General features: G+C 63.7%; 21 protein-coding genes. 9 read left to right on the top strand and 12 right to left on the bottom strand.

The genetic code is table 11. From position 1 onward, the window contains the following. The first annotated feature begins 604 nt into the window (after positions 1 to 604). The gene (locus EGD98_RS04420; protein WP_220587141.1) at positions 605 to 2,284 is read left to right on the top strand and encodes a hypothetical protein; all 1,680 of its coding nucleotides are present in this window, start codon (positions 605 to 607) and stop codon (positions 2,282 to 2,284) included. Between the two features lie 384 nt (positions 2,285 to 2,668). Then, complete coding sequence (locus EGD98_RS04415) at positions 2,669 to 4,690, top strand: hypothetical protein (RefSeq protein WP_220587140.1); 2,022 nt, start codon at positions 2,669 to 2,671, stop codon at positions 4,688 to 4,690. Between the two features lie 107 nt (positions 4,691 to 4,797). Here the strand turns inward: EGD98_RS04415 and EGD98_RS04410 are convergent, their stop codons facing one another. After that, the gene (locus EGD98_RS04410; protein WP_220587139.1) at positions 4,798 to 6,012 is read right to left on the bottom strand and encodes a hypothetical protein; all 1,215 of its coding nucleotides are present in this window, start codon (positions 6,010 to 6,012) and stop codon (positions 4,798 to 4,800) included. Positions 6,013 to 6,261: 249 nt separating this feature from the next. Between EGD98_RS04410 and EGD98_RS04405 the strand changes: the two genes are divergently transcribed. Together EGD98_RS04405 and EGD98_RS04400 are read left to right on the top strand one after the other, a co-directional pair. After that, complete coding sequence (locus EGD98_RS04405; RefSeq protein ID WP_220587138.1) at positions 6,262 to 7,944, top strand: hypothetical protein; 1,683 nt, start codon at positions 6,262 to 6,264, stop codon at positions 7,942 to 7,944. 127 nt (positions 7,945 to 8,071) lie between these two features. Continuing rightward, on the top strand, positions 8,072 to 9,010 hold the full coding sequence (locus EGD98_RS04400; RefSeq protein WP_220587137.1) for an alpha/beta fold hydrolase: 939 nt from the start codon (positions 8,072 to 8,074) through the stop codon (positions 9,008 to 9,010). Positions 9,011 to 9,037: 27 nt separating this feature from the next. Here the strand turns inward: EGD98_RS04400 and EGD98_RS04395 are convergent, their stop codons facing one another. The 4 genes from EGD98_RS04395 to EGD98_RS04380 all read right to left on the bottom strand — a co-directional run bounded on the left by EGD98_RS04395 (position 9,038) and on the right by EGD98_RS04380 (position 11,485). Then, positions 9,038 to 9,304, bottom strand: a complete 267-nt coding sequence (locus tag EGD98_RS04395) for an amphi-Trp domain-containing protein (protein ID WP_220587136.1) — start codon at positions 9,302 to 9,304, stop codon at positions 9,038 to 9,040. Positions 9,305 to 9,502: 198 nt separating this feature from the next. Continuing rightward, complete coding sequence (locus tag EGD98_RS04390) at positions 9,503 to 9,889, bottom strand: Zn-ribbon domain-containing OB-fold protein (RefSeq protein ID WP_220587135.1); 387 nt, start codon at positions 9,887 to 9,889, stop codon at positions 9,503 to 9,505. Then, on the bottom strand, positions 9,886 to 11,052 hold the full coding sequence (locus tag EGD98_RS04385) for a thiolase domain-containing protein (protein WP_220587134.1): 1,167 nt from the start codon (positions 11,050 to 11,052) through the stop codon (positions 9,886 to 9,888). The genes EGD98_RS04390 and EGD98_RS04385 overlap by 4 nt, the downstream gene beginning before the upstream one ends. A gap of 235 nt (positions 11,053 to 11,287) precedes the next feature. After that, positions 11,288 to 11,485, bottom strand: a complete 198-nt coding sequence (locus EGD98_RS04380) for a DUF5800 family protein (protein WP_220587133.1) — start codon at positions 11,483 to 11,485, stop codon at positions 11,288 to 11,290. Between the two features lie 205 nt (positions 11,486 to 11,690). On the opposite strand from EGD98_RS04380, the gene EGD98_RS04375 reads away from it, so the two are divergent. Then, complete coding sequence (locus EGD98_RS04375) at positions 11,691 to 12,764, top strand: polymer-forming cytoskeletal protein (RefSeq protein ID WP_220587132.1); 1,074 nt, start codon at positions 11,691 to 11,693, stop codon at positions 12,762 to 12,764. A 39-nt stretch (positions 12,765 to 12,803) separates the two neighbouring features. After that, positions 12,804 to 13,982, top strand: a complete 1,179-nt coding sequence (locus tag EGD98_RS04370) for a redox-regulated ATPase YchF (RefSeq protein WP_220587131.1) — start codon at positions 12,804 to 12,806, stop codon at positions 13,980 to 13,982. A gap of 119 nt (positions 13,983 to 14,101) precedes the next feature. Here EGD98_RS04370 and EGD98_RS04365 read toward each other — a convergent pair whose 3' ends face one another. Next, positions 14,102 to 14,818 (bottom strand): ZIP family metal transporter, encoded by a 717-nt coding sequence (locus EGD98_RS04365; RefSeq protein WP_220587130.1) that lies wholly within the window; start codon positions 14,816 to 14,818, stop codon positions 14,102 to 14,104. A gap of 425 nt (positions 14,819 to 15,243) precedes the next feature. Here EGD98_RS04365 and EGD98_RS04360 point away from each other — a divergent pair, with 425 nt between their 5' ends. Further along, the gene (locus EGD98_RS04360; protein WP_220587129.1) at positions 15,244 to 15,561 is read left to right on the top strand and encodes a nickel-binding protein; all 318 of its coding nucleotides are present in this window, start codon (positions 15,244 to 15,246) and stop codon (positions 15,559 to 15,561) included. 85 nt (positions 15,562 to 15,646) lie between these two features. Here EGD98_RS04360 and EGD98_RS04355 read toward each other — a convergent pair whose 3' ends face one another. The 6 genes from EGD98_RS04355 to EGD98_RS04330 form a co-directional block, all read right to left on the bottom strand. After that, complete coding sequence (locus EGD98_RS04355) at positions 15,647 to 17,020, bottom strand: nucleotide sugar dehydrogenase (protein WP_220587128.1); 1,374 nt, start codon at positions 17,018 to 17,020, stop codon at positions 15,647 to 15,649. Continuing rightward, entirely contained in the window at positions 17,017 to 18,129 is a 1,113-nt protein-coding gene (gene wecB / locus EGD98_RS04350; RefSeq protein WP_220587127.1) for a non-hydrolyzing UDP-N-acetylglucosamine 2-epimerase, read from the bottom strand. Before wecB ends, EGD98_RS04355 begins: the two co-directional genes overlap by 4 nt. A 247-nt stretch (positions 18,130 to 18,376) precedes the next feature. Then, complete coding sequence (locus EGD98_RS04345; RefSeq protein ID WP_220587126.1) at positions 18,377 to 19,303, bottom strand: glycosyltransferase family 2 protein; 927 nt, start codon at positions 19,301 to 19,303, stop codon at positions 18,377 to 18,379. 275 nt (positions 19,304 to 19,578) lie between these two features. Then, the gene (locus EGD98_RS04340) at positions 19,579 to 20,355 is read right to left on the bottom strand and encodes a glycosyltransferase family 2 protein (RefSeq protein WP_220587125.1); all 777 of its coding nucleotides are present in this window, start codon (positions 20,353 to 20,355) and stop codon (positions 19,579 to 19,581) included. A gap of 65 nt (positions 20,356 to 20,420) precedes the next feature. After that, positions 20,421 to 21,101, bottom strand: a complete 681-nt coding sequence (locus EGD98_RS04335; protein WP_220587124.1) for a cohesin domain-containing protein — start codon at positions 21,099 to 21,101, stop codon at positions 20,421 to 20,423. Next, positions 21,101 to 22,327 (bottom strand): metallophosphoesterase family protein, encoded by a 1,227-nt coding sequence (locus EGD98_RS04330; RefSeq protein ID WP_220587123.1) that lies wholly within the window; start codon positions 22,325 to 22,327, stop codon positions 21,101 to 21,103. Before EGD98_RS04330 ends, EGD98_RS04335 begins: the two co-directional genes overlap by 1 nt. Positions 22,328 to 22,707: 380 nt before the next feature. Between EGD98_RS04330 and EGD98_RS04325 the strand changes: the two genes are divergently transcribed. Together EGD98_RS04325 and EGD98_RS04320 are read left to right on the top strand one after the other, a co-directional pair. Then, the gene (locus tag EGD98_RS04325) at positions 22,708 to 23,847 is read left to right on the top strand and encodes a Gfo/Idh/MocA family protein (RefSeq protein WP_220587122.1); all 1,140 of its coding nucleotides are present in this window, start codon (positions 22,708 to 22,710) and stop codon (positions 23,845 to 23,847) included. A 330-nt stretch (positions 23,848 to 24,177) separates the two neighbouring features. Further along, positions 24,178 to 24,993, top strand: coding sequence for a hypothetical protein (locus tag EGD98_RS04320; protein ID WP_220587121.1), 816 nt, complete (start codon positions 24,178 to 24,180; stop codon positions 24,991 to 24,993). Position 24,994: the final 1 nt, after the last annotated feature.

Raw genomic sequence — 24,994 nt, 5'->3', positions numbered from 1 at the left:
TCTGCGACGGGCTTCGGTACGGCGGTGTCCCAGCCGTGGTCGAGTCCCGCCTCGGACCCACGGACGTACGGTGGCAGGACGGAATATTATTCTTGCAAAATGTCCATGAATTTATGTGCCTCGGTTTCCGAACTGACTGTACGAACTCATGGGGATACCCACTCTCGCCGGATTCTTGCTGCTGTACGTCTGCGTCATCCTCGCAGGTGGATACGGCTCTGAGCAGCTTGTGACGGAAGGACGCTCCGGGGCTGGGGAGAAATTAGGAGGTATGGCCGTGGGATGCTTACTTTTGATGCCACCGCTCGCTTTTAGTGGTCTCGGTGTACCCCGACTACTGGTCGGCGACGTGTCACCACTACTGCTGGTAGCTGTGTACACCGTAGGTGTCACCGTCACTGCAGTCTTCGGGGCTGCCGCGTATAATCTTGGATGCCGCCTCGGCAGGGATAGTCGTGACTATTTCGCGGATTTGTACCGATCGCGCCGGCGACTACGAGTTGGCCTCGTTTTCACTATATACGCCTCGCTGGTCGCGGTTGTCGCTCTAGCCTGGTTCGACTTCGTCTCAGTTCTGATTGTCGTCACAGCCATCATGCTCGGAATGGGCCTTCTCCGTGTTTTCGACGGTGGCACCCGTTCAGCCGACAGTTATCGGTCCCCGACCGATGAGGAGGCACGCCGCATACGGGACTGCTTCGACGCGTTCGACTCGTCGCCCGGGACGGTTGCTGTCTTCTCCCTCGAAGATACCGACGCTCCGAAAGCGCCTGCTGTCTTCGTCACGAACTCGTTCGGACAGCGAGTGACCTTCGTCCACGAGGAGTTGCTCGAGGTCGCCACAGACGACGAACTGGCCGTCGCCTTCGCCCAGGCGACACACCGGAGTCCGTTCGCGAACGCGTTCACTGTCCTCAGAGAGCATCTGGCGGTCCTGGTCGGCGTATATTTCCTAGCAGCACTGAACACGCTGGCTCTGTGGGCGTTCGACGTCGGCGTTTCAGAGCTTCAGGGCCCGCTGGTCCCGCTCGTATTCCTTGTGACCGGGCTGTTCGTGTTCCTGCTACTACTGGCGAGACTGGAGAAGTGGTCGTTCCCAGCCGCGGACGATTTCGCCTGCCGACACTTCGGGACCACCACAGTCCGTCGGACATACCGTGCCCTCGGCGACTGGCTTGTCACTGACCCCGAGATAGACCACGACGATCCGAACGCGTCGGCGATGAGTGAACCGCCACTGGTCCGGCGAATCGAGCGTCTGGGTGGGAGCCTGATCGACGACACCCAGCTCGTGGCTGTCACGGAGTGGTTCTTCGCAGGTTCGCTGGCAGTCGGCATCTGGCTGGGCAACCTCTTCGTCCGTCCGGTCTCGCTGGCCGCCAACAGTATGTCCGCCACACTACCGACGTGGCTCGTCGGGCTGGCTTCCGCTCTCGTCGGCCTCGTACTCGCCGCGGTGCCGTTGCTCGTCGCGTACCGCCGCCGGGGGTCGCTCGTCGATAGTCTCCCCTCGGCCGCCCGGTCACGGATCAATACCCGATTGGAACTCCCCGTCGTGGTGGTCTGCAGTCTGCTCGTCACCGACCTCGTCCTCAATGGGCACCTGTCTTTCTTCTGGCTCGCCCTGGCCGTTCTGCTGCTCTTCGCCACCGGCCTGTCCTACCGCCATCAGTACTATTCGTACATAGCTTCACGCTCTCCCGAGCACCCATCAGCGGCGGAGGCCGACCGTTTGCGGTCCTGTCTCGGCACCGAGGCCGATTCAATCGACCAGATCCTGGTGTGCGAGGATCTCTGGCCGTGGGAAATCTTCGTCACCGGTGACGACACCCACCGGAGGCTCTACGTCGAACGTTCGTTGCTCGAAACCACCGACGATACCCTCCTCGCCGTCGCACTCGCCGAGGCCTACGAGCGGGGGCGGGAACTCAGCCCACACGGCCGGTTCCTTCTCTCCCTGTGGGCACTGTGTCCGCTGGTCATGGGGTATAGTGTCTTCCTGTTCGTGGCCGGAAGTTCGGTCTGGCCCGCCGTCGGGGTCGCCGGGGCCCTTCTGTTGCCAGTTATCCTGTTCTACAACCGGCGCTACGCCGCTCGCTTCCACCGACTCGATGGACGGCTCTGTGAGCGCTTCGGCAGTGAGACCGTCCATGAGGCATACGTCAGTCTCGAGCCGTCTGTCCAGCGGCAACGCTCGTCGACGTTCACCTGGCGAACCGGTCTGGCCCCCCATCCACCGATGAAAGCACGGCTGACCCGCCTTTCGGACCCAGACAATCGGTAGTCGTCAGTAGCTGCGGATATCGCTACCCAGCTTCCGGGGGAGCGGATCGAGCGATGCGCCACGTTCGTCGGTGTCGGAATTCGCTTCTCAACGGGCTGATTACATTGAGGTACCTACGTCTGCGAGCCCGATATGTTCGAGACGCTCCTCGAACGGTAATTCAAAGGCAGCGCTGAACCCGTCGTTCCGGTTTTGTTCGTCCCAAGAAGCGCATAATTCGTCCGCTTCTATCGCGAATTTTATCTGGCGAAAGGATCTGAACAGTACTACGAGACAATGGATACACCGACTCTCGTCGGCTTCTTATTCCTATACGCCGTCGGAGCCCTCGCTGCCGGCTACGGGCGCAGACGAGTTGTAACAAAAGTGAGCCACACGACCCGGATGCGCTTGACAGTGGGGCTCCAGTTCCTCGTCTTCCTCGTACCGGGAATCGGTTTCAGCTTCTTCGCGATACCGACGCTCTTGGTCGGCCCGTCGTCACCACTGCTGTCGGCAGCCGTGTACGCTGTCGGTACCACCGTTACTGCAGCCCTCGGGCTCGCCGCCTATCGTGTCGGAAACGGCACCGACACTGGTGATATCGAGGCCGACGCTATTCGATACGGGACGCGGACAATAGCTGCCATTGGCATCGGTATCTACGCACCACTCGCCGCGGCTGTTGGGCTTTTTATCGCCGGTATCATTCCGCTTCTGGCGATTAGTACGCTCATTCCGGTGAGTGTCGCCGCGTTCAAGATTCTCCACGGTGGTCGGCGACCGGCCGACAGATATCGGTCACCGACCGACGAGGAGGCGCACCGCATCCGGAACTGTTTCGAGGCGTTCGACTCGTCTCCGGGAACAAGTGTCGTCTTCTCCCTTGACGATAACGCCAATCCGAAAGCGCCTGCTGTGTTCGTCACGAACTCGTTCGGGCAGCGGCTGACGTACGTCCACGAGGAGTTACTCGACGTCGCCACTGACGACGAACTGGCCGTCGCGTTCGCCCAGGCGACACATCGGAGCCCGTTCGCGAACCTATACACTGTAGCTAACCAGACAATGGTGGCATTGCTCATCCTGTTCAGTCTGGCGACAGTGAACACGTTGGCACTCCAGGCATTGGACATCGGTATCACAGCGTTTCAGGCCCCACTGCTTCCGCTTGTGTTGCTCGTGACCGGGCTTTTGGTGTGCATCGGACTGGTGGGGAAACTATCACAGTGGTCGTTCGCTGCCGCGGACGATTTCGCCAGTCGCCACCTCGGAATCACAGCCGTGCGTCGGACGTACCGTGCCCTCGGCGGCTGGCTCATCATGGATGGTGGAATTGACCACGATGACTCAGATGCCTCGGGCACGACGGAGTTGCCGCTTGCACGTCGATTGGACCGACTTGGTGGCGACAGTATCGAGGAGAGCCGTCTCGCAGACGTCACCTACTGGTCCCTGGCAATCTTCATTACAGTCTGCATCTGGGTCGGTAATCTCCTGCTCCGTCCGGTCGCGCTGGCAGCCGACAACGTATCCGGACCCGCCTCGACGTGGCTCGTCGGACCGTCTTCCGCCCTCTTCGGCGTCTTCGCCGCCCTGGTCCCGCTGCTTGTAGTGTACAGCCGGCGCGGATCGCCCGTCGACAGTCTCCCAGCGTCCGGTCGGACTGGGATCAACACCCGCTGGGAGTTCCCCGTAGTTGTCGTCTGCAGCCTCCTCGTCATCGACCTCGTCGTCAACGGGTCCTTCTCACTGTTCTGGCTCTGTCTGACGGCGCTGCTCCTCATCGCCACCGGCCTATCCTACCGGGATCAGTATCTACTCCACCTGTATTCCCGCTACGGCAGAGAAGCGACCTCGGAGGAAATCGACCGCTTGCAGCCACTCCTCGACGCCGAGTACGATACTATCGACGAGGTGCGTGTATACAGGAAGCTGTGGCCCTGGGACGTCTTCGTCACCGGTGACGACACACACCGGACGCTCCACGTCGCGACCTCCCTGTTCGAGACCGGCGACGATAGTCATCTCGCGGTCGCAATCGCCGAGGGGTACGAGCGAGGGCGAGAGCTCACTCCGAACGGACGGTTTCTACTCTGTTTGTGGGTGCTGTGCGCCCTGGTACTCGGATACGCCGTCGAGCTGGCACTGGCCAACAGCGGGGTCGCACCCGTCGTGGGGGTCGCCGGGCTACTCCTCTTGCCGGTGATACTGTTCTACAACCGCCGCTATGCCGCTGGATTCTATCGAATCGACAGTCGACTCTGTGAGCGCTTCGGCAGTGACACCGTCCGAGAAGCTTTCGGCACCGTCGGGTCACACATCGAACGGAAGCGCTCGTCGACGTTCACCTGGCGAACCGGTCTGGCCCCCCATCCGCCGATCAAAGCACGGCTGGCCCGCCTTCCGGACTCAGACAATCGGTAGTCCTCAGTAGCTGCGGATATCGCTACCCAGCTTCCGGGGAGCGGATCGAGCGATGCGCCAAGTTCGTCGGGGTCTACCAGGCAGAGTACTATCTCTATCGGGTAGCTCTATGCTATGCTATCCGGGTCCCCACCCTGCTGGTCCGAGTGTGGCGGGTTGCTCGCCTCTTCGAGTCCGATATGTTCGAGCCGATGTTTCATCTGTGGCTCCGGAACCAACTTATTCAATACGCTGTTGATCAAGTCGTTTCCGACTGAGCGCCGTCGCTGGATGCAGCCGAGCCGTTCGTCGGAGTTGCGGTAGACAGCCGTGACACACGACCGAACGGTGTGTTCGATGGTGTATTCGTCAGCCAGGTAAATCCGAGTCCGGTTCCAGGAAGATAGTAACACATTGACGAATACAATTAGCAATAGCAAAACCACCGCTCCTTGAACAAGTTCTGTCGACAGGTCGTTATAGAACAACTGCATGGAGAAGGCCCAGACGTAGAGAACGGTAGCCAGGACCAAGTTACCCATCCAGAGCTTCTCGAAGAAACTCGTATCGTGTCTCGCTCGCCCCTCGGAGTGGGCGATAGCGACCGCCAGGGTATCGTCGTCGACAGCAGGCAACAGTGAATCACTGAGTGCGAGGACACGCTCGTCGTCGTTGTCTACCACGACCAGTCGTTCGTTATCGTCGTCGACGGTGATTTCGATACTGTTCGGGAGTGGAATATCCAATCGCTCGTAGATGGCCTCGATTCGGTCACGTTCCTCCGCCGTCGGCCGCCGAATGCCGAACCGAATAACCGGACAGTGCGCCGGCAACGCAACGAACCCACTGAGGTACAAGCCAGCAAAGACGACTATCGGCACCGCGACGAGCACGCCGAGTTGCCGTTCTGCATAGATAACTCCCAACTCTATCGCCATAGCGGCAAAGGGTATTATACCGACCCAGGCGCCCAGAACGATCCGGTTTCGCCGCCACAACTCACCCCTGACCTGCATTCGGTCTGATAGAAACGGACGCAGACCCAGCAGTGCCCCACCGAAACCGAGGACAGCGACAGTGGTCGAGATGGCGGCAGTAAGTAACGACCCAACGAATAACGACTTCGACGGAGAAAGTGCGTAGCCGACCGGAAACAGCCGGTACAACATTGGGACGCCGACCATCAAAAACAGCAGCACCAATGTTACTAATATGTCAAAGACGGATCTCTGTCTCGGCGTAATCTCTTCGGACCGCCCGAGCCACCACCCGACGAGACGACCGAAGGTGAACAGTCCGACTATCAGAATCGCTGCTGCGACCAATCCCGGGACGACGGGCATACTGGTCGAGTGGACTCTCGTTGGGGTGATAAATTCACGGCTTGACCGGGAATAAATAGACGACACCAACTGTGAATTCGTCTTCTACAGCTTAGGGTCTGAGAGAGGAAACTGTCTAGGGGCCCGAGCACGGAGGGTTCAATACAACCATCCACAGAGCGCTCTGAACGCGAGCGCTGCCGCCAGTCCAGCCGTTTTATCTGGCCGTTACCGAGTGATTTTTTGAGTTTAATATGGTTGCACTAAACAGTGATTCACTGGACAGCACTCGGGTTTGTCGTCTTCCTCGGGAGCCTCTTCCTCGTGAGTCGAGGCCTGGCCGCCGTCCTCAAGCGCATCGACGCTGGGTTCACCGCTATCGGGCTGGTCCAGTCCCCGCTCAATTCCGGAACTTTGGTCGTCGCGTACGCCGGTGCGGTCGTCGCCGGACCGGGGCAGCTGGCGGCGTCGGCAGTCGGGTCCACAGTGGTCGCCGTCGTGGTGAACGCCCTCGTCACGTCGGTGGTCGCGGTCGCCGGCCTGGTCATCGTCAGACGCAATTTTGGGCCGGTCGCCGAAGCGTGTCGCCCCGGCACGTACACGCTTCCGGACCGGTTCCGCCGTCGTCACCAGCGGACGGTATTTGCGGTGCTGTTCGCGCTCGCCATCGTGGCCGAGACCATTCGACTCGGCGTCGTGGATGCAAGCGGTGCCTGGTTCGTGATGGCTGGCGCGGTCGCGTGGACAGTGTACACAATCCAAACGTTGTACATTCGGCTACCGTCGCTCAACAGTGGTCTGGTACGAGACCCGACCGAGGAGGAACGCGAGCGCATCGAGAGCTGTTACGAACGGTTCGACCGTTCGCCCGGTCGGATCGTGATCGTAGCCGAGGAGGCCAAACTCGATCTCAACGTCGGCGGTCGTGGCGCGTATCACTCGGTCGGTGTCACCGAGTCGTTTCTGGAACGAGTCGACGATACGACTCTCGCAGTCGCACTCGCACTGGTCGACGAACGGTCAGCCAACGGCTACTGGACTACAACCATCTGGCTTGTAACAGTGCCAGTTCTAGGGCTCGTCCTGATGTTCTTCGTGTGGCCGGCATTTTTCCTCGGGCTGTTCACCATATCGGGCCCGCTGTTCTGGGGCGTCTTGCCACTATTTTTTACAGTACCACTACTGTCCTGGCGGGCCAGACGAATTGTATACGACGCCGACGCGTTCGTCGCATCGCAGTTCGACCCATCGACTATCGCCGAAGTGTATCCACAACTGGGCACGAACATCCAATTTCCAAGTCGTTCCATCGGCCTGTTCGATAGACTGTTCGATAGGTTGTTCTGGCCCGATGCCACGTTCGAGACACGACTCAAAAGACTGGGAATCGAGCCGGCTTCAGGGGACACGGCCGAACAAACTGACGGTGAAACGCAGACAGCTGCTGGTGATACTGACGGTGAAACGTCGACAGATGCCGGTGATACTGACGGTGAAACGTCGACAGATGCCGGTGATACTACGCAGACGACGCGGGAGGACCAGTCCCAGCCCGACCAGGATGAGTCCACGGACTGCGACCCCGGCACTGGCTGGCGGCGGTGGATACTCGCGACGACTGTTCTCGCTACACTGAGTGTGGTCGCCTTCGTCACGGCGACGATACTAATTGAGAGTGGGGCTACCGGTACGGGCCTGGGTCCCCTGACCGTCGTGTTGCTTGTTACCACGATGGTAACCGGGCTCACGTCGGCCGTGACCTGGCTCCTGATCCCGTTTTTCATCTACTTGGACTCGAAAACGACACAGTTGGTGACCGACTGGCCGAGCCATCGCCTGCTCTATCTCGTCGCCGCGTTGGTTCCACTACTCAACCTTCTCGTCGGGGCAGTGTATCTCTGGCGCCGGCCCAGTCTGGCGTCGAATGGCGAGACCGCCGAGTCAACCGAGTAACAGGGGTCACAGCTCGCCGTCGAATTCAGGCGTGTGTCGGAGCGCCACAGCAGTCCAGCGACTCGAACCCGCGCAGGTATCCACATCTCCCCCACGTATAAACACGTTCCCGCTCCTACAGGCGAGTATGAAACTCCGCAACGCGCTCGGTGCGGCGGTCGGTGCGGTCGGCACAGCGGCGGTGGCGAACCGTGTCCTCCAGTCGCGCGCCGACGAGTTCGAACCGTTCCTCCACGGCGACCAGCGGACCTACCGCTGGCGGGGGTTCGACGTGGCCTACACCGAAGCCGGCGACCCCGACGACCCCGACCTCGTCCTGCTACACGGCATCAACGCCGCCGCCTCGAACCACGAGTTCCACGCTGTCTTCGACGCGCTGGCCGAGGAGTACCACGTCGTCGCGCCGGACCTGCCGGGCTTTGGCCACACGGACCGGCCGCCGCTGCTGTACTCCGCGTCGCTCATGACCGCGTTCATTCGTGACTTCCTGGCCGACGAGAGCGAAGACGCGACAGTCGTGGGCTCCTCGCTTTCGGGCGCATACGCGGCGATGGCGGCCCGCGAGGTGGATATCGCCGAGCTGATTCTTATCTGTCCCACCGACACCTCGATGGGCGGCCGGTCGGTCCCGCGGCGGTCGCTCCTCCGGGCGCCGGTCCTCGGCCAGGCCATCTACAACCTCGTCGGCTCGAAGGCCTCGATTCGCCACTTCCACGCGGACCACGGCTACTACGACATGGAGAAGCTCACCGACGCAGTCGTCGACTACGAGTGGACCAGCGCCCACCAGCCCGGCGCCCGCTTCGCGCCGGCCTCGTTCATCTCCGGGTTCCTCGACCCCGAGGAAGACCTGGGCGACGTGCTCGACGACCTCGACGTGCCGATAACCCTGGTCTGGGGCGAGGACGCCGACATCACGCCACTGGCCGACGGGCGCGTGCTCGCCGACGAAGCCGACGCGACGCTCGTGGTCTTTGGCGACTCACTCCTGCTCCCCCACGTCGAACACCCCGAGGAGTTCGTCGACGTGGTGCGGGGCGAGGCTGTGACGGTGGACATCGAATAGTACAGCCGGGGTGTGTGAGAACCTATATTACTGCGTCGTAGAGCCGGTCTCTCCGGTATCCGCGTCGGGCCCCCAGACGAGTTCGAACTCGATGCTCTCGGTCCCGGCCTCGCCCGTCGGGTCCCACTCCCCCTCCAGTTTGAGGACGAGTGGTTCGACCGGGTTCACCGTCACCGACTGGCCGCCGAGTTCGAGGCGGACGTCGCTCCCGCCATCGAGCTGCGTCGCGAGGTCTCGAAGGTACGTAGCGACTTCGGTGCGGCTCTGGACGGACTGGGTTTCGATTTCGGGCACGGTATTTCACCATCTTGTACTACGAATTGACAGGTCCAAAAGCGGTGGCCCTGATTTCTCGTCGGCTGGAGCCAGCCCGTGGACGGGCAGCAAAGCGCCGATAGCTGGCCGGGGCTGTTAGCTCCCTTCAGCGAATGCAACGCATACCAGGCCTACGACAGCCGTTCGGTCAGTGCGTAACTCGTCGCAATTGCCACCCTACCGCGGTCGGAAGACGACGGCGCGCTCGCCGGTCGTCTCGCGCTCGCCGACCTCGATGCCGACCACGTCGGCCATGGACACGTCCTCGGGGTCGACGCCGCGGACCAGCCCGGTAATCGAAACGGGCCCGAAGTCGGCGATGGCGGTGACGTAGGGGGCGTCGTCCTCGAACTGCGGCGTGGCGACGGTAATCGTGGTATGGGTGACTATCTCGCCGCTGTCGGGGAGCGGTTCGTCGTGGAGCTCCCGGGAGCCACAGTCGGGACAGACCCGCCGCGGGGGCAGCCAGCCGTGACCCTCGTCACACTCGACGTAGTAGCCCTCGCCGTCCTCGATACTGTCGAGCCAGTCGTCGTACTCGCCGTTTCGTGGGGTTTCGGTCATTCTTTCACCTCCAGGACGTGGACGGTCGTAGACGCGACCGTGCCGCCGGCGTTGTGGGCGACGCCGACCGTCCCATCGGGAACGGCGTCAGCCCGCGGGTGCGAGCCGTCCAGTACCCACGCGATGGTGGCCAGCTGGGCGACGCCGGTCGCACCGACGGGGTGGCCCTTGGCCTTCAGCCCGCCCGAGAGGTTGACCGGCATCTCGCCGTGTCGGGTCGTCGTTCCCTCGGTCGCGGCGTGGATTCCCTCCCCGGATTCGAACAGGCCGAGCGACTCGATGGCCAGCACCTCGGCGATGGTAAAGCAGTCGTGGACCTCCGCGACGTCCACGTCGTCGGCCTCGATGCCGGCGTCGGCGTAGGCCTCGTGGGCGGCCTTGTCCGCCGCGGGAGTCCGGGCGAGGTGTGGCCGGTCCTGCAGTGCGAGGTTGTCGCCGCCCTGGCCGGTCCCGCTGATTGCGACCGGCGCGTCGAGGCCGTGTTCCTCGGCGTACTCGTCGGTCGTCAACACCGCTGCGGCGGCGCCGTCGGTGATGGGACAGGAGTCGTACAGACCCAGCGGCGCGGCGATTGTCGGGGCTTCCAGGGCATCTTCGACGGAGATTTCTTTCTGAATCTGGGCGTGCTCGTTGACAAGCGCGTGCTCGTGGTTCTTGACGGCGACGTGGGCGAGGTCCTCGTGAGAGCCGCCGTACTCCTCGAAGTAGGCCCGCGCCATCAGTGCGTAGGCGCCGGGGAAGGTCATCCCCGCGCGTACCTCGAAGAGGTCGTCAGCGGCGATGGCTAAGGCGTCCGTCGCCACCGCGGTGCCGATATTCGTCATCCGCTCGGCGCCGCCGACGACGACGACATCCGCTTCACCGTTCCGCAGCGTCTTTACCGCCTCTCGCACCGCGGCCCCGGCGGAGGCACAGGCTGCCTCCAGCCGCGTCGCAGGCGCGTCGACGCCGATTGCCTCGGCCATCAGCGGCCCCTGGTGGCCCTGGTGCTCGGCGAGTTCGCCCATGAAGTTCCCGTAGTACAGTGCCTCGACGTCGTCGGGGTCGACGCCCGACTGGTCGAGCGCTTCGAGTCCGGCCTCGGCGAAGAGGTCCCGGCCGGTCCGCTCGGGATGCTTCCCGAACTGTGTGACACCGGCCCCCGCAATACGTGGGTCTGTCATTACCTCGGGGTGCGTTCTGAGTACTTAAATGCTTGCCGCCACTGTGAGTTTTTGCCACGATTTCCCGTAGGAAAAACCGCAAGACAGCGACTCATTGTACTATTAACCTATATTTTCCCACGAGGAAATAAGTTCCCTCGTGGGATTTCCGCTCATACGGATTGTTGTAGCTGTTTACCGGTGATCGGCCGACCCGGGTGTCGGCGATACCGGTAAGAGACTACAACAATCCGTATCAGTCCACTATCTCGGCGATGCGGCGCGGTTCGCCGGACAGCGACGGGTCGGGTTCGACAATCTGGAGGACTTCGTGGTCGGTCACGTCCGGATAGGACTTCTGGGTGGCGTCCTCGATGAGTGACTTCTCCAGTCTGAACTCCGTCCCGTCGTAGACGACATCGACGCCCTGCTCGTCGAACGAGAGAACAGTCATACCCGGAATAGGCGATGTGCAGATAAAAGCGTACTCGCTCGTGAGGGCTTCGCTACAGGTTCACACGCGATGGGGATTTTCCGGGGCGATTCGGCGGGGAATCAGCGCCGGTTGGCACCGGCCCGCACACGCCCGTCAGACGGGCGTCAGACGTCCGTCGTGCGCTCCCTCAGGCTTTAAGACGGTCGAAACGCGTTCTAGACCTGTGCAATTCGGCTCCGACCTACTCTCCGAACTTTCGATTCCCGACGGGACGACTGTCGAGGAACACGACCTCGTGACTGACGGAGACGTGGTGGTCGGCGGCCAGAGCACGGTGGAGTTCGGCGTTCGCGGCCGGTCGGTCATCGCGGACGAACGCGTCCGCTTCGGTGGCCACATCGAGGCCGACGGCGACTGTCGGCTCGACATGTGGTGTGACGTCGCGGAGAACGTCCTCGTCGCCGAGGACGCCTACATCGGCGAGCGGGTCCACATCGGCGGCGAGTTGCGCGTCGCGGGTGACCTCGACATCGGCGACGACGTCGACATCGAGGACGGCTTCGAGGCCAACGGCTGGATCGTCATCCGCAACCCGATGCCGACCATCGTCTTCCTCTTTGTGTACCTCTCGCAACTGCTGCGTATCGGCGAGGACGAAGCCGCCGAGGAGGTGCTCTCGGAGATGCTCGGCGAGGACGACGAGTACGAACCACTGTTGATTCCCCGCGGCGCGAGCGTCTCGGACGACGCCTGGCGCGTCTCGACCCCAGCGGTCATCGGGGACGACTGTCGGCTCCACGGCAACATCCGCGCGGAGTCCCTGGTCGTCGGCCGGGACAACGTCGTCTTCGGTAGCCTCCGGGCCCGTGAGGACATCGTCCTCGGCAAGGGGAGCGAGATAAAGGGCGACGTGACGACCCGCGACGGCGACGTCCGCATCGGCCCCGGTGTGAAGGTGTGGGGCGATATCTCCGCGAACGCGGTCGAGCTTCACGAGAACGCCACAATCGATGGGAAGATTCGCGCGAGCGGGGAGATGCGGATGCACACCGACGAAGTGCTCGACCGGCCCGACGAAGACGCGGCGGCGATGGCCGAGATGGCCGAAGAACTCGAAGACAACGGGGCTGGGGACGGGGAACAGGCTGACACTGACACTACGGAGACGGACCACGCTGACGACGCCGCGGCAGAAGACGACGATGCGACGGTCGCAGGCGACGCGGACGAAGATGGTGACGCAGGGGACGACGAGACCGCGGCGGCCGACGACGAAGAACAGGCCACTGCGGAGTAGACCGAAACCCCCTTTTCCCGGACTGGGGTAGCTACTAGCATGCTCTCTATCGCGCTGGCCGGCAAACCGAACGCCGGGAAGTCTACTCTTTACAAGGCCGCGACCATGGCCGACGTGGACGTCGGCAACTATCCCTTCACGACTATCGACGCCAACCGCGGCGTGAGCCACGTCCGCACCGACTGTCCATGTCTCGACCGCGAGCAGCGCTGCGAGGGCGACAACTGCCGCGACGGGAAGCGCTACGTCCCCGTCGAGCTCATCGACGTGGCCGGGCTGGTCCCGGGCGCCCACGAGGGTCGCGGGCTGGGCAACCAGTTCCTCGACGAGCTCACGAACGCCGACGTCATCCTGAACGTCGTCGACGCCTCCGGCGGCACGGACGCCGAGGGCGAACCCGTCGAGGTCGGTGAACACGACCCCGTCGAGGACGTCGATTTCATCCAGGAAGAGATGGACCTCTGGCTCGCGAGTATCGTCTCACGCAACTGGGAGTCCATCGAACGACAGTCCCGGTCGCCGGATTTCGCCTTAGACGAGTCGCTGGTCGACCTGCTGGCCGGCGTCGGCGCGAGCGAACTCGACGTGGCCCGGACGCTGCGTGAGCTGGACTACCCCGAGGACCCCATTGCCTGGACCGACGAGGACCGCGAGGCGCTGGCCCGCGAGATACGCGAGCGAACGAAACCCATCGTCGTCGTGGCCAACAAGGCAGATATCGCGCCCGAAGAGAACATCGAGCGGCTGCGCGAGGCCGCCGATATCGTGGTCCCCGCGACCGCCGACGGCGAACTTGCACTCCGCAACGCGGCGAAAGCCGGCGTGGTCGAGTACGACCCAGGAGACACCGACTTCGACATCGTCGGTGACGTGAGCGACCAGCAACAACAGGGGCTGGAGAAGATTCGCGAGGTGATGACCGAGTTCGGCGGGACGGGCGTCCAGGGGGCCATGGACACCGCCGTCTACGACCTGCTGGACCAGATCACCGCCTACCCGGTCCAGAACGACACGAAGTGGACCGACGGCCAGGGCAACGTCCTCCCGGACGCCCACCTGCTCTCGCGTGGCTCGACACCGAAAGACCTCGCCTACGCCGTCCACTCCGATATCGGCGACGGCTACACCCACGCCGTCGACGCCCGCAAGGAGATGCGCGTCAGCGACGAGACGGAGCTGGAAGAGGGCGCCGTCATCAAGATAATATCCGATGGGTAGCTGAGAGCGGTCTGAGAGTCGGAAGAGCCCGACCGATACGCTCCCACCAGGGAGCGAGGCGACAGTAAAGGCCAGAGACCTGCTCTATCTTCCCTTCGTTGCTCCCGGTAGGCCAGTAATCAGTGGAGCATGTCGAGCAAGAAGATGGCGAGAAAGCCGACGAAAAACAGTGTCGTCGACACCGGCGTCTCGGGGACCTTCGAAGCTTTCACGAGCAGTTCCTCGGTGACGAGGTACAGCAGGGCGGCGGAACCGAAGGCGAGGATAATCGCTATGGGAGCGCCTGTCACGCCCTCTAGCACGAGCACACCACCGGTCACGCCCGTCGCGAGCAAGAGTCCGAACGTCGCCGGGACGGCGAGCTTCCGGGCCATGCCCAGTTCCCGCGGCAGCGCGACGACGCCGGCGACCCCGAGAAAGAGCACCTCGATGGCCAGCGCCACGGCGATGATGATTCCGGTGTCGGGATTGTCGAGGAAGGTGACGCCAATCAGGACCCCGTCGATGACCATGTCTATCCCGATGGTGATGAGCAACCCGGCCGCACCGGCGTACTGCCCGCCGATATCGCGTTTCTCGATAGTCTTGCTCAAGCGGTGGATACCCAGCATCGTCGCTACCCCGATAGCGAAGCCGAGGACGACTATCTGGGGTGCCCGTTCGTGTATCCCCGGGAGCAGTTCGGCGGCGACGGCAGCGGTGACGACCCCGGCCGCGAAGTGCTGGACGTTGCTTTCCATCTGTGGGCTCGGCGGGCGGTAGACGGCGATGATCCCACCGACGAGGGCGGCCACGACAGCGAGTGCTGTATACGACAGCGCCTGCGTAAGTACCATGCACAGTCCTGATAACCGAAGCCCCAAGACTCTTAATTAAGCAGTCTCCGCTCGCTGTACGAGTGGTGTCACGGATACGTACGCGCACTCTTTGTAGCAGCGCCGTTTCGAACCGCTCTGAATCTGTCAGTAACGCCGTGACCGTTACAGCGGATACATCGCGTCGAACTGACTGCACGATTCGTAGCGAAGGGTCCCACTGTCCCGCTGTATAGCGGGGACGGGCGTGCCAACAGTGGGGGGACTACTGAGTAACCACAGGGGACACCCAGAGCCGCTCGGGAGGAACTCTCCCCGTCGCGCTACGTATACCCATTAAATCAATATAAGTAGCCTTGGGCGAATCTGACATACCTTTATCATGACTGGGCCCCTATCAGTAACGGAGAACCCGAACCGCTGATCGTTCCTTCTCAGAAAGCACCATGAACAACTACGACGTATTGCGCGAGTTCGAAGCTGGAATAACAAGCGAGCAGCTGGAGCAGGCGGTCGAGAGCTCGGGCGAAGCTATCGAGGAACTACGAGGTGAGGGGGTGCCGATGTCCTATCTCGGTTCCCAGACGTTCCTCAACGAGGAAGGACTGATCGGTGCAACGATGTGCCGGTACGACGCAGACTCCGAAGCGACGCTCCGCAAACACAGTGAGCGAGCCGGGCTCGCTGTGAGCGGTATCTACGTGGTCGGCCCCCCACACGTTGGGGTCGCCCCGAAGGTCGGCGTCACCTCGAAGTCGGCCTGACGCGTCGGCCAGACGCGAACGAACAGAGCGACTAGAACACGAACGGGGATGCTGGATTCCTGTCGTGTCCCCTTCTACGATACCCTCACAGCCGTCTGACGTCAAGCCCAGCCTCGTGCCAGGACTCGTCGGTCAGCCCACGAGCGTCGACGACGACGTTGTCGTCCATCCGCTCGGCGACCGTTTCGGGGTCCAGCTCGGTGAACTCGTCGTGGTCGGTCATGAACACGAGCGCGTCGGCACCCTCTAGAGCGGCCGATTGGCTCCAGAGGTCGACGCCGGCCTCGGCCACGTGAGGGTCGTGGACGCGCACGTCGACGACGTTCCCGCCGTCGGTGGCAACCAGCTCCGGCGTCTCGCCGAGCGTCTCGACGAACCGTGTCGCCGGACTGTTGCGGGTGTCGGCGACGTTCCCCTTGTAGGCCAGCCCGAAGACGGCGACGCGCTTCTCGGCGAGTGAGCCCAGCCCCTCTTCGAGGAGGTCCCGGACGTAGTAGACCATCCCGTCGTTGACTGCCCGAGCGTGTTCGATGAGAGCGACGTGGTCGGAGTGCTGGCCCAGATACAGCGGGTCGACCGGGAGACAGTGGCCGCCGACGCCCGGCCCCGGGTGGAGCAGGTCGACTCGCGGGTGTTCGTTGGCGAGGTCGAACGCCGGACGGGGAACGACGCCGTGGTCGCGGGCCACCTTCGCGAGTTCGTTGGCGATGGCGATGTTGGCGTCGCGGTGGGTGTTCTGGGCTAGCTTCGCGAACTCCGCCGTCGCCGCGTCGGGTGCGGTGTGGATGTCGCCGTCGACCACGCCAGCAAAGAGGTCCCGGGCGGCGGCCGTGGCCTCGTCGTCGATGCCGCCGACGATGCGGTCGTTGCCCCTGAGCTCCTCGAGTATCGAGCCCGGCAGGACGGTCTCGGGACAGAACGCGAGGTTGAACGTCTCCCGCAGGAGGTCCCCGTTGCGTTCGAGCGTCTCGCCGACCACGTTCGCGGTCGTCCCCGGCGGGACCGTCGATTCGACGACGACGGTGTCGCCCGGTCGGAGTTTCGGGGCGATGCCCTCGGCGGCGGCCCGGACGTACGAGAGGTCGGCGGCCTCGCGATCGTGGTCGAACGGCGTCGGCACGCATATCAGGTGGTAGTCGCTCTCGACGGGGTGCTCGCGCAGGTGCAGCGCGTCTGTTCCGAGCACGCGGTCGACGTAGTCGTTGAGCGCTGCCTCCCGGAAGTCGGCACCGTCGGTCCGGAGCCGTTCGAGTTTGTCGGGCTGGGTGTCGACGCCGTAGACGGTGTAGCCGTTGTTGGCGAACAGCGCCGCCGTCGGCAGACCCACGTAGCCCAGCCCGTGGACGGAGACGGTAGTGGTCCCGCCTCCGCCGTGGACGGAGTCGGTCGTGGTACCGTCTCCGCCCTTGACGGAGTCGGTCGTGGTACCGTCTCCGCCCTTGACGGAGTCGGTAGTCATACCGGGACCTCCCCGGACACGGCCGACACGTCGACCCCGAGCGTCTCGAGGATGCGCTCGGCCGCGTGGCCGTCGCCGAAGGGGGGTTCCCAGTCGTTGCGGCCGCGTCTCACCTCGTCGGCAGCGTCGACGATGCTCTTTGGAGTCGGCTCCGCGAGCACGTTCGACCCCACGGTCAGCGTTTCGGGCCGCTCCGTGCTCTCGCGGACGGTGACGCAGGGCGTCCCGAGGACACAGGTCTCCTCCTGGACGCCGCCGGAGTCGGTGAAAACGACATCCGCCTCGCTCTCCAGTCGGAGGAAATCGAGGAAGTTCAGCGGCTCGATACACGCGATGGCGTCGGGGACGTCGAGTTCGAACGCGTCGATTTTCTCGCGTGAGCGCGGGTGGACCGGGTAGACAACCGGGAGTTCTCTATCGTCGGCGTACTGGCCGACGCCGTCGAGCAGGCCCCGGAACCGCTCGGGGTCGTCGACGTTGCCCGGCCGGTGGGCCGTCAGGAGGGCAAAGGGTGCCTCGCCGAGGTCGAGTTCCGCGAGCACGTCGCTCTTCTCCCGGGCCAGCTGAACGTGTTGCCGCACCGCGTCGACGACGGTGTTGCCGGTCACCTCGATGCGACGGTCGGGAATCGCCTCCGTCCGGAGCTGGTCGGCTGCCTCGTCGGTGGGAGCAAACAGGTGCTCGGCCGCGTGGTCGATGAGCACGCGGTTGAGTTCTTCGGGCATGTCCCGGTCGAAGCTCCGGAGGCCGGCTTCGACGTGGGCCAGTTCTGCGTCGCGCTTGCTCGCGACGATGCCGCCCGCGAACGCCGAGTTGGTGTCGCCCTGGACGACGACGACATCGGGGGACTCGCGCTCGAACACCTCGCCGAGGCGAGCCACCATCTCGCCCGTCTGGGCCGCGTGGTCGCCCGACCCGACTTCGAGGTTGTAGTCGGGCGCGGGCAGTTCCAAATCGTCGAAGAAGACCCCGTCGAGGCGCTCGGAGTAGTGCTGGCCCGTGTGGACCACGCTGTAGTCGACCGCGGCGCGGTCACAGGCTCTGATTATCGGCGCGAGTTTGACAATCTCGGGACGCGTTCCGAGCACGAAGACCATTCGGGGCGTCATGGGAGAACCAACCCACCCTTGTTCTATTTGTAATGCAGTCTATAGCAGGACGCCGTTCCGCTCGATAGAAAACCGCCCGAAAGCAGTCAGGTTTAGCCCAGAGTATACGCTGTCTTCTATCTTTCACTGACAGTATAGGTGGGTTTCAAAGCCACTTCTGAGAAATTGCACGCCAGCGGGTGTAAACAACGTATCAGGTACATACCAGTGGCGTCACCGTGGGGTAGGCCCACAGCGTCGGGCCGTATCACTCACGGGACGGCCTCAACCGACCGATGGCCAGGGCGGCCCCGAGCAGTCCGCTGCCAGTCAGGACTAACACTGCGACCAGCACCGGGATGACGGCCAGCGTGAGCCCGGTGAGCGAGACGCTCGTGAGCAGGCCGCCCAGGACGAGACAGATTGAACCGGGAACGCCGAGCACCCGGCCCGGTCGGTCCGAGAGGGCGCGACCGAAGATGTTGGAGACGAGGACTGCTCCGTGGACGACGGGGTTGTGCGTGTTGGCCTCTGCGACGTCGTAGGTCACGTCGACGGGCGTCTCGGTGAAGGTGAACTCCTCGTCCGCGGCGTGAAACAGGATATCGAGGCTGGCGTCCATCCCGTCGCTCAGGTCGGCCCGGCAGGCGAGCAATTCGATGGCCTCGGCGTTGTACGCCCGGAAGCCACTCTGGGTGTCGGCGACGGCGTTGGCCGAGTAGCCAAGCGCCAACGCGGCGCCGGTGAGCCCGTTGATGACACCGAGACCGGCGCGTCGGTACAGCGGCATATCCGTCTGTGACCCCTCGACGAACCGGCTCCCGATGACGATGTCGCCGCCGGTGGACCGCTGGGCCTCGACGAGCGAGAGGGCCTCTGTGGGGTCGTGCTGTCCGTCGGCGTCGACGACGACGAGGTGGTCCACACCGCTGTCGTGGGCGGCCGAAAACAGCGTGCCGAGCGCAGCGCCGTAGCCGCGATTGTCACCGTGCTGGAGTACCGTGGCGCCGGCGTCGGATGCTACCGCCGCTGTGCTGTCGTCACTCCCGTCGTCGACCACCACCACGTCCACGTCAGGGGCAGACGCTGCACGGACGACGTCGCCGACGGTGTCGGCCTCGTTGTACGCGGGGATACCGATGACCACGTCACTCGTGAGCCGGCGTTCGGTCGAATTGGAGCTTGTCGTACTCATGGAAGTTTCGTAGCGACCGACGGCACGGCCGTAAGCGAACTGACACCTCAGTAAGACATTGTTACGGGCTTCCTGCGAACTGGCTGCCCTCACGTGTGGAATATCCGGCACACCGACGGTGCCGACTAACCGAATTAGCGACCTGCAAACTGCGAGCGCCGTGGTCGCTTCCGGTAATGAACTCCCAGCATCCGCTACACGGTGGGTTGCAGTTCTGGTGTGGCTGGGGCGAAAATTATTATTACTCTGATATTAGATAGAATCCGCGGCCGTGTTCAGATTCGCTCGTCCGTGGGCTGGTCGAGCGGGCCGTCCCCGCCGTCCGCGGCCAGATACCACAGGAGTCCGCGTGCCATCCCGGCGACGGCCACGAGCTGCCCGAGCGTCTGGAGTGCCGTCGCCGTGGCTGTGGGGCCGGTGTAGTGGCTCGGGACGAGTGCGAAGCGGGCCATTCGTCGGGGCAAGTTCTCGCCTCGAATCGCGTAGTAGGGGACGGCCTCCCGCCCGTGTCGGTACTGCTTCTCCAGATAGCCACCCAGCGAGTCGGCGAAGGGATGGTCGACAACCAGGTCGGGACAGTACCAGACGTCGTAGGCGTCACAGAGACGGTCGATGAGCTCCGTCTCCTCGTGGCCGTACGGGAGTCGCTCGTCGAACCCGCCGATATCTTCCAGGACCTCGCGGCGCATCGCCATGTTACAGCCGACGACCGTCTCCGTGACGTGGCCCGACTCGCCCTGGTCGTAGTCGCTCGAGGATACCGGCCGGATGAACCGCGACCCCGTGTCGCGAATCCGGCCGGTCACCGCGGGATGCTCGTCGAGGAGCGCGGAGACGCGCTGGAAGTAGTCGCCGCGGGGGTCGGAGTCGTCGTCGAGAAAGACGAGTTTGTCCGCGCTGGCCGCCCGAATCCCGGCGTTGCGGGCCGCCGAGGCACTAGCCTCGTCTCTGACGAGCAGCTCGGCCTCGACGGGCGAGGCCCGGAGCTTCGACTCCCACCCGAAGGTCCGGTCGGCGTCGAGCGTCGGAACGATTACCGATATGTCTGGCATGGATACCAGACGCGTGCGTTTCTGTTTGGTTACTCACCGTCTACTGCCAGGGAACTCCGAGGCGGTTACGGCTGCCGTCGGCTGCGCAACATCAGCCAGCCGACGGCGGCCAGCGCTCCCAGGAGAACCGCGGGGCCACCGAGCCCCAGCCCGGACTGGCCGGGGCTCTCTGCCCCATCCGTCCCGTTCTCTCCCGGCTGGACAGCGATGGTCACACCGTTCGAACTGTCCGGGTCGAACGTCGCCCCCGTGGCGTTGCTGAACCGCGTCTCCTGGGTGCGGACCGACAGGTCGCCCCGTTGCCCGTCGGTGCCGATCACCTGAACCGAGAGTTCGACGAGCGCCGGGTCCGTGGTCTCACCCGAGCGAATCTGGTTGAACACGACCGACCCGTTCGCGTTGTCGACAGTCGCGACCGGGTCGGCGAAGTCCTCGGTGCCCGAGAGCGTCTGCACCTGCAGGACGCTCGGGTCGTACGACACCGCCGACTGATAGCCAGTCACGTTCGTCGCCTTCGCCCGCACGGTCACAGTGACTGTCTCCCAGCGCTGCACGGAGACGGTCCCGCCGGGGTCGGTCGTCACTGTCGTGGTGGCGTTGTCGGTCTGGGCCGCGGTCGCGCTATCGTTCGTGGTCTGAGTCGAGGGACCGCCGTCGGTCGCTGCTTGCGTCGCCGCGACCGGCGTCACAGCGATGGGGACGACGAGGAGGGCGGCGAGGAACCACACGCCCCAGTGGTCCCCCATCAGTATCCCCGCCCCTTGTTCCGGATGCGAACGGCGTCGCCGATGTCGACGTCACCGTCGTCGTCGATATCGGCCGCGTCGGTGTCGACGTCCACGTCCTCGTTCGCGAGCCGCCGCTGGACGACCTCGCTGTCCTGCCCGTCGATATCGCCGTCGGCGTCGGCGTCGCCGGAACAGTCAGTATCGAACGTCGACGTCCCGAACCGCGTGTCGAAGTCCACGTCGAAGGCGAACTCGCTGTTGTCGTCGGTCCGGTACTCGTCCAGCACTGGCGAGTAGGTTCTGACCTGGATGCGGTCGGGCGCACTGTCCCCCGCTCCGGGCCGGAACTCGATGCGACGGAGGAACCCCTGCCCCCGTTTCTCCCCGCCCTGATAGTTCGCGAGCAGCTCGTACACCGAGCCACAGGCATCGTTCTGTGACACCTGGTGGTACTCACCGTCGTCGCGCCAGGAGTGGCCACAGAGGACCATGAATATCTGTGCGTTTGGGCTGACGAGCGATTGCCAGATGGCCTCGCCGCTGTTCCCGTTGCCGTTGACTTCCTCGACGTCGGTCGACCGTCCCGCCGCCCGCACGTCGAGATACGAGTGGGTCGTGAGAATTGCCGGCCGGTCGGGGTACTCGTCGAGGACCGTCTGTGCCCAGCCCAGCGGCGTCGACGGGTCCGTGACGTTCCCCGGGGCCGGCCACTCCAGGGCCAGGTGGAGGAAGTCGTATCCGCCGGCGGAGAACAGCTGGTAGGAGCTCAGGTCCCCCTCGCCGTTCGAGGGTCCCGAACCACCGTACCAGTCCCTGGACCGATATCGCTCCGGCCCGAAGAGCCGCCTGTACCGCCGTATCGAGGAGCTGCGGTCGTCCGGCGTCATATAGTCCTGGTCCCCGGGTATCATGGCGTAGGGGACCTTCCCGTCGAGATTCGAGATGGCACGGTCCATGTACTCCCACTCGACCGGTCGGTCGGGGTTCTGGACAACGTCGCCCACGTGAGAGACGAACGCGACGTGTTCCTCGGTCCCTATCCACTTGGTCTGGGGTCGCGCGTACCGCTCGTCTCTCGCACTGTACTGCGTGTCCGGGAGCGCGACCACTGTCCAGTAGTCCTCGACCGCGCCCGCTATCGTCCCGAGTGTCGCCACGCCGGCACCGGCGGCGAGTGAGCCCAGGACCGTTCGGCGACTGACCGTCCGCGAGCTGTCGGGGCCCGACGCCGTGGACTCAGTCATCGTGTGCCACCCCGATAGCCTGCTGGTCTGGGTCTGGGGAGCTGCTGACGTCGCTGGTGTGTGCCGCGATGAGAATATCGAACAGTCATTGGGGCCGAGCCTGTCGGGAAAATTCCAGTTCGTTCCATTAGTTATAAGCCGTTAAATCCAGCTGCCGACGACACAGTCTGTTCCCGGATACGAACTGGATTCCAGACGGAAGGAGTGGGAGGCCCCACTCAGGGAACAGTTCGAAACTGCGGTGTCGACAGACGAGGGACCGCCTGTCCGGACGGCAGTCCCCTGTAGACGACTGGACACCATCTAGACATGAAGTGGAACGCGTCGTGTCCGTAGTAAGTGTATACTAATGCACAAAAGTCGAGTGTCTTTACCGGAAGATGGGATACAACATTGGATTTATCGGCACAGGGGCGGATCCGGACGACCCGGACCAGGACGGGTTCGCGATGGCCTACCGGCACGCGGCGGGCTACGAAGCGCTCGATAACTGCCAGCTGACGGCGTGTGCGGACATCGTCCGCGAGAACGCGGAGCGCTTCGCCGTCGAGTACCACATCGAACACGTCTACAAACAGTACGAGCGGATGCTCGCCGAGACACAGCCCGACATCGTCAGCGTCTGCGTGCCGCCGGGGCTGCACGCCGACATCGTCATCGACTGCGCCGAGACCGGCGTGCCCGACGCCATCCACTGTGAGAAGCCCATGGCCAAGACCTGGGGCGACTGCCGGGCGATGGTCGAGGCCTGCGAGGCCGAGGGCGTTCAGCTGAGTTTCAACCATCAGAAGCGCTTTGGCGGCCCCGTCCGCGAGGCCAAGCGGCTGCTAGAGGACGGCGCTATCGGCGAGCTCGAACGCCTGGAGTTCAGCGAGGAGCACCTCTACGACACCGGGACGCACGTCTTCGATATCTGTTCGTACATGACCGACGGCGAGCCCGTCGACTGGGTGATGGGCCAGGTGGATTACCGCGAGGAGAACGTCTGGTTCGGCGCGCACAACGAGAACCACGGGCTGACGACGTGGGCCTACGCGGACGGGACCCGCGGGCTGGCGATGACCGGTGCGGGGAGTGACTTCGTCGACTGCTATCTCCGCCTGCGCGGGAGCGAAGGCTGTCTCGAAATCGGTGCGACCGGAGGCCCGCCGCTCCGGCTCCGCCAGGGTAACGGGTGGACGGGGGTCGACACGAATCGCGAAGGCATCCACGGCACGGCGCCGAGCCGACTCGGACGGGTGCGGAATCGCCTGGTCGACGCGCTCCCGTTCGTCGCCACCGACAGCGGTCCCAGTGCGACCTACACCGAGCGTGCCATCGCCGAGGTCGTAGGGGCACTGGACGCGGGGCGGCCGCCGGAAATCGGCGGCCGGGCAGCGTTGCGGTCGACCGAGCTAATCTTCGCGAGCTGGGAGTCAGCACGACGTCGCGCCCGCATCGACCTGCCGCTCGACATCGACGACAACCCGCTCGAGAGCATGGTCGAGGCGGGCGAGCTCAGTCCGCAGCCAGCCGACTGATACTGGTGGCTGTAACAAACTAAAGTAATTCGCCACCCCGGGTGGCGAATATCTTTACGAACTTACAGCCACCAGTATGACGACCCGGAGTAACACTACCTTACCCAGTGGCGGCCGTCCATGATGGTATCTGGTAACCACTCGCCCACAGCTGCGCCGTAGCTGGGATGGTCCGTACCTGTCAACGAAATCCGCCCTATTGGTAACTAACTGTACGTAATATACGAGTATTCAGTGTTGACTCATAGATTACTGGCAGTGAAAAGCCGGTATAGGGCTGGTATCTGGTAATAATTATTAATTAAGAGTGTACTAACCGTGGGTTTGCGAATGGACGATAACAGCGAACGAAAGAAGACGAGTCTTACCGGGTTGCTTGAACGGGGTAATCGAATCATAACCGGTGAAAGCAGTTCGGACTCGGAACAGGACGGGTTACTACTGGACCGCCGGTCGTATCTGGCGGCGGCCGGCCTCACGACCGCGGCACTGGCGGGCTGTGCGGACCTCGACGGCGGGGAGAGCGTCCGCCCAGTGTCGGCCTATGGCTACGGTGGGTCACAGGTGATACAGCAGCCGTCCTCACTCAGCGTCTCCGAGTCGGAACCGAACGACCGCGAGGGGACCGCCGACGGGGTCAGTCTGGGAACGACGGTCACCGCCACGCTCACCGCAAGCGACAGCGACTGGTACGTGGTCGAGCTGTCCGCGGGCGAGGACATGGTCGTCGAGTTCTCGCGGGCGGCAGCGACCGGCGTCACCGCCGTGATACTGTACGGCCCCGGCGGGACCTTCACCAATCTCAGATACGTCTCGACGGACGAGCCTGTCACCGTTGCCCAGACGGCAGAGACCAGTGGGACGTACTACATCCAGGTCGTCGACACGCAGGATAGCGACGGCGGCTACACGATGACTGTCGGCGACGGGACTTCGGCCACGCCGACACCGACCGAGACTGCGACGCCAACCGAGACTGCGACGCCAACCGAGACTGCGACGCCGACGGAAACTGCGACGCCAACCGAGACTGCGACGCCGGTCGTGACGGAAACGGCGACACCGACCGAGACCGCGACACCCCTCGAAGACGATTACGGCGAGCAGGGCTACGGCGAGTACGGCTACGGCGGTATCGATGCCTAGG

Source organism: Haloarcula salinisoli (assembly GCF_019599405.1).
Lineage (GTDB): Archaea > Halobacteriota > Halobacteria > Halobacteriales > Haloarculaceae > Haloarcula > Haloarcula salinisoli.
The sequence above is the reverse complement of the archived record's forward strand: the minus strand, read 5'-3'. Positions and strand labels throughout refer to the sequence as shown.

Coding starts and splice junctions, on each gene's coding strand:
- EGD98_RS04390 (WP_220587135.1), bottom strand. CDS start 9,889: ATGACCGAAACCCCACGAAACGGCGAGTACGACGACTGGCTCGACAGT.
- EGD98_RS04340 (WP_220587125.1), bottom strand. CDS start 20,355: ATGCCAGACATATCGGTAATCGTTCCGACGCTCGACGCCGACCGGACC.
- EGD98_RS04420 (WP_220587141.1), top strand. CDS start 605: ATGGGCCTTCTCCGTGTTTTCGACGGTGGCACCCGTTCAGCCGACAGT.
- EGD98_RS04410 (WP_220587139.1), bottom strand. CDS start 6,012: ATGCCCGTCGTCCCGGGATTGGTCGCAGCAGCGATTCTGATAGTCGGA.
- EGD98_RS04400 (WP_220587137.1), top strand. CDS start 8,072: ATGAAACTCCGCAACGCGCTCGGTGCGGCGGTCGGTGCGGTCGGCACA.
- EGD98_RS04370 (WP_220587131.1), top strand. CDS start 12,804: ATGCTCTCTATCGCGCTGGCCGGCAAACCGAACGCCGGGAAGTCTACT.
- EGD98_RS04345 (WP_220587126.1), bottom strand. CDS start 19,303: ATGAGTACGACAAGCTCCAATTCGACCGAACGCCGGCTCACGAGTGAC.
- EGD98_RS04385 (WP_220587134.1), bottom strand. CDS start 11,052: ATGACAGACCCACGTATTGCGGGGGCCGGTGTCACACAGTTCGGGAAG.
- EGD98_RS04325 (WP_220587122.1), top strand. CDS start 22,708: ATGGGATACAACATTGGATTTATCGGCACAGGGGCGGATCCGGACGAC.
- EGD98_RS04320 (WP_220587121.1), top strand. CDS start 24,178: ATGGACGATAACAGCGAACGAAAGAAGACGAGTCTTACCGGGTTGCTT.
- wecB (WP_220587127.1), bottom strand. CDS start 18,129: ATGACGCCCCGAATGGTCTTCGTGCTCGGAACGCGTCCCGAGATTGTC.
- EGD98_RS04355 (WP_220587128.1), bottom strand. CDS start 17,020: ATGACTACCGACTCCGTCAAGGGCGGAGACGGTACCACGACCGACTCC.
- EGD98_RS04415 (WP_220587140.1), top strand. CDS start 2,669: ATGCGCTTGACAGTGGGGCTCCAGTTCCTCGTCTTCCTCGTACCGGGA.
- EGD98_RS04380 (WP_220587133.1), bottom strand. CDS start 11,485: ATGACTGTTCTCTCGTTCGACGAGCAGGGCGTCGATGTCGTCTACGAC.
- EGD98_RS04330 (WP_220587123.1), bottom strand. CDS start 22,327: ATGACTGAGTCCACGGCGTCGGGCCCCGACAGCTCGCGGACGGTCAGT.
- EGD98_RS04360 (WP_220587129.1), top strand. CDS start 15,244: ATGAACAACTACGACGTATTGCGCGAGTTCGAAGCTGGAATAACAAGC.
- EGD98_RS04335 (WP_220587124.1), bottom strand. CDS start 21,101: ATGGGGGACCACTGGGGCGTGTGGTTCCTCGCCGCCCTCCTCGTCGTC.
- EGD98_RS04365 (WP_220587130.1), bottom strand. CDS start 14,818: ATGGTACTTACGCAGGCGCTGTCGTATACAGCACTCGCTGTCGTGGCC.